At 41.0% G+C, this 3,778-nt stretch carries 5 protein-coding genes and 1 pseudogene; all 6 read right to left on the reverse strand.

Going from position 1 to position 3,778, the window contains the following annotated elements; all coding sequences use genetic code 11:
* Window positions 1–192: 192 nt before the first annotated feature.
* On the reverse strand, window positions 193–336 hold the full coding sequence (locus tag AC1DM9_RS34185; RefSeq protein WP_477509322.1) for a hypothetical protein: 144 nt from the start codon (window positions 334–336) through the stop codon (window positions 193–195).
* 78 nt (window positions 337–414) lie between these two features.
* On the reverse strand, window positions 415–918 hold the full coding sequence (locus AC1DM9_RS34190; protein WP_477584481.1) for a DinB family protein: 504 nt from the start codon (window positions 916–918) through the stop codon (window positions 415–417).
* Window positions 919–1,215: 297 nt separating this feature from the next.
* A complete protein-coding gene (locus tag AC1DM9_RS34195; RefSeq protein WP_477513013.1) occupies window positions 1,216–2,217 on the reverse strand; it encodes an anti sigma factor C-terminal domain-containing protein in 1,002 nt (333 codons plus the stop codon).
* Complete coding sequence (locus AC1DM9_RS34200) at window positions 2,207–2,701, reverse strand: RNA polymerase sigma factor (RefSeq protein ID WP_477513014.1); 495 nt, start codon at window positions 2,699–2,701, stop codon at window positions 2,207–2,209. Before AC1DM9_RS34200 ends, AC1DM9_RS34195 begins: the two co-directional genes overlap by 11 nt.
* A gap of 301 nt (window positions 2,702–3,002) precedes the next feature.
* Window positions 3,003–3,305 carry a hypothetical protein gene (locus tag AC1DM9_RS34205; RefSeq protein ID WP_477513015.1) on the reverse strand — a complete coding sequence of 101 codons (303 nt, stop codon included), beginning with the start codon at window positions 3,303–3,305 and terminating at the stop codon, window positions 3,003–3,005.
* A gap of 168 nt (window positions 3,306–3,473) precedes the next feature.
* Window positions 3,474–3,778 (reverse strand): annotated as a pseudogene (locus AC1DM9_RS34210) (hypothetical protein); the annotation flags it as partial.

The following is a 3,778-nucleotide window of genomic DNA, read 5'->3' on the forward strand; positions in this document are numbered from 1 at the left end:
ACCAACACCTTCTATTCCCGCATGCCCTCAAACGGAACTGCCTAGCCCATGTTATGTAATCATTTAAACTCCTATTTAAATCTATATGTGAAATCCTGCGAATTCGCGAGTATTCGTGAGAAAAACCTTATTCTCTGAGGGAGCTTAATAAAAAGAGCAGCCCACCGTAGCGCCTGCTCATCAAGTGTGTTATTAACTATCGTTTCCCGTTAGCTTAATAATAAATGGAGCAGATGCCCCGGCAAACTGCTCCATTTTCCGTTCAACTATCGTTCCCCGTTTGTTCAATAGTATCAACAGTTTCAGTCCGATGGTATCCTCTTGTCTATGATTCAAGCTACCACTTTCAATCCTATGATAAAATACTTATAAATCCCACTATAGCCAAACGGCCAAAGCGGATATAATCTTACTCTAAATTACTGGAGGTAGCGCTCCGTACTCGGCCCACTGCTCTTTTGTCGGGCCGTAAAGATCCGGCACACGAAGGCCTGCCTGACGCATCAGGACTGTCATCTGACCACGATGATGAATCTCATGCTTTACGAGAATATCCAGCATTAAGCCGTTTGGCCATTGATCACCATACATATCGCTCATGATAAGCAGATTCTCATCTTTCCAACTGGACTGTATAGCATCAAGGAGCGCTTGTGAGGTCCTCTTATAGACTGACGCGATGTCTGCTGCCGAAGCTGGCACCGGCATATCTTCGCCCGGTCCTTCGAAAGACAGTCCCGTCCGAGATGGCATTTCGTGCAACGTCTGTACCAGGTGCCATGCAACACGTCCAAGCGTTCTATGATCGCTTGTTATCTGTTGGCCAAGAGACTCGTCGGTCAGCATCTCCAGTGTCCGCATTGTTGCTTCCGTTTCATTCTGCCAAGTTGCGGCAAAATCTTTAATTTGTTTATACATATCCAACATCTCCTTTTTGTAATGGAATCAAGTTTATTATACCGAACACTAGTTCGCAAGTAAATATTTACATTTACTTAAACTACCCCCGTTAACCAAACGAAGCTGCCGAAAATCATTCCGCTAATCCCGAAATGTAATTAACTACGTATGGTTAATACTTTTGATCATTTTGTTTACGCTAGCCTGCCCGTTAGCTTAACAAAGAAATGAAGCAGCTGCCATGTAGCAAACTGCTCCTTATTTGTTCACCTATAGTTACCCGTTAGTTCAAAAGTCTCCTGCAAGTATTGATGTTTAGTATTTATCAACAATTGCTCCCAATACGGCTGCTTTCACATATCTCTGCCCCTTTAGTGCTTTTAAATGTTCCACTGTTCCCGTTACGACAACGCCGAGTATACGGACATCACTTTGAGCCGGTTTCTCTTTTTCTTGCCTCAAATAATCAAAGATGCGTTTGTATTCGCTATAGTATTTCCCCTTGACGTTTATACCGTTCTGTACAGCTGATAGGAAATCTTTTTCGGTTACATCCTCGTAATCGGGGTGAACTCCGAATCCATACACTCTTCGTGCCGGGTCGGGCGACGGATTATCAATAGTACCGTCAGGCATTTTCTTAGCTAGGTATGGCTTTTTATTTGAATAGGTGTCCACCCAATACCACACGGGATGTATACTTGGCGGCAACATCTCATTGATCTGCTCCACGGTATAGTTTGTATTAAATGAGATTCCGAGCTCGACCAATTTACTGCTATCCATGTCATCAAGCTGCGAGGTTTCATTCAGAACCTTCGGGTAAGAGACATCAGGAAGGTAAAACAACATCTCTCTTTCACCATTGTAAGGATTGTAAGGTCTTAGATAGTCAAACTTTTCATTGCTCATGGAGAAGTCAGGAAGCGATAGAGAAGAATAGTCTCCAAGAGACCTGGAAAAGTTACCCACTGCATTGAACTCATAGGTTTCTTTATTCCAAACAACGGGAATACCCTCTACTAGCTTATATGTCTGAAATTCTAGAGCCCCCTCAAGAAAACCGAAGTTTTGTCGGTAGCCTGCTCCGTACTGATTCGGACCACTAATTTCTTTGAACATCGAAATATCACGCAGAGCATGGTCCGCTTTTTTATATAGCAGATGCAGGTTTACAAGATACCCACAAGCCAGAACGAGTAGGGAAATACCCAGAGATACCCCCACGATCCGCCACATCGATCTTCGCTTAGCTTTTTTTATCAGTTTTGATAATCCTCCATCTTCATCTGGGTTAAATTCTCTATCATTCATCATGCAGGCCTCCATATTTTTTTTGAAATTGTTTTCTAGCTCGATACAAATATGTTTTTACCATTTCCATGCGTATACCTAGCAAACCGGATATTTCTTGATAGCTCAAATCCAATTCATATTTCATGATCAGTAACTGCTTATAGATGGGGGTTAGATCTTCCAATATGCGTTCGATCTCTTCCCGTCTTTCCTTTTGGAGGAAAAGTTCTTCCGGGGCTTCATTTCCTTCAGCTGCGACATCCTCAATCGGAATTTCCATCCGTTTTTTCTTTCGGCACAGATCGTAATAATGATTTAGGGCAACTTTGAACATCCATGCCGAAAATTTGTCCTCATGAATGGAATCTATGTATAACAGCCCTTTGTAAATGGTTTCCTGAACGATATCCTCAGCGACGTCTCGGTCGGCTCCTAGACGGATCAAATATCGCTGGATTTGTTTCATTTTCAGATTTAAAAGTCGATACATCAGCTCATTGTCCACCTTGAACCTCCCTTCATGCTATATAACGAATGAGCTTCCTTTATGTATACACTTGCCCCTCAAAAATGTTGGGACTTCATATTTGTTAAACAATACTGCCCTTTTTAAGCATAGCGAAGGGCCGCCATGGGGCAGCCCTTCAGCATTTCTATTGTGTTTCGTTAGCTTACTTAAACAGATTCGCTTTCTCAATTCAGGTGAACGCCAAAAAAGTTCCGCATGAAAAATACCTGTTACATCAATAAATAAATAAATAAATGAGGGATTTCCGAATTGCAATCTACTGTCGTTTCCCTTTAGCTTAACGACGTTCTATATTCATTTCGTCTAACAATAATCTCGCTGAATATAAGATATTTGGCTTGTATGCATCTAGTTCTTTTATGCGTTCCTTTAACGCTTCTTGATTCCACAAATGATATTGCGCAGGTAAGGGTATATGAGCCAAATTGTGATAATGCTCTCCAAAATCTATTCCAATAAAGGTATGGCCTTGATGCCATAACCCATCCAGTTCAAGGCATCCAAATATAATATTTATCTTCCCATTAAGCATGTCATTGAGGATCTGAACTACTCTTTTTTTTACTAGATCATCGCTCACTTCCACGCCCCCAATATTATTCCCAGTCATATACGAAGGCCTTCGCAATGAGGGGCATTATTATTGAACTATCGTTTCCCGTTAGCGTAACGAACAAGCATGTCATCCTGGTTAAGCACATCCTCTGAATAAGATAATGACCGTACCGAATAGTGCTTTTGAATACACTTATATCCACGTTTGAAACGATTTATTAACTATCTTTACATTGTTTATTTTTGCCCAGCTCTTTAAATCCGAGATGCCTCTATCTTCATCCTTTGAATACCTAAATGCCATATCCAATGGGACGATCTTCCTGCTGTAAGGTAATATCCCAATAACAGGTTTAAAGTACCCCATGGTCATTATCACTTTAATATCCCTTGAATTAATTATATTCCCATTTAATATGATTTGCTCATTGGATAGGCATAACACGGTTGGTTTCTTAAAAAATGTTCTGTACAATGCGAGTAACAGTACAACTAAAC

It is taken from the genome of Paenibacillus sp. 01T431 (assembly GCF_056398625.1).

Excerpts from the sequence above, each read along its gene's own strand:
- AC1DM9_RS34195 (WP_477513013.1), bottom strand. The coding sequence starts at position 2,217 with ATGATGAATGATAGAGAATTTAACCCAGATGAAGATGGAGGATTATCA.
- AC1DM9_RS34190 (WP_477584481.1), bottom strand. The coding sequence starts at position 918 with ATGTATAAACAAATTAAAGATTTTGCCGCAACTTGGCAGAATGAAACG.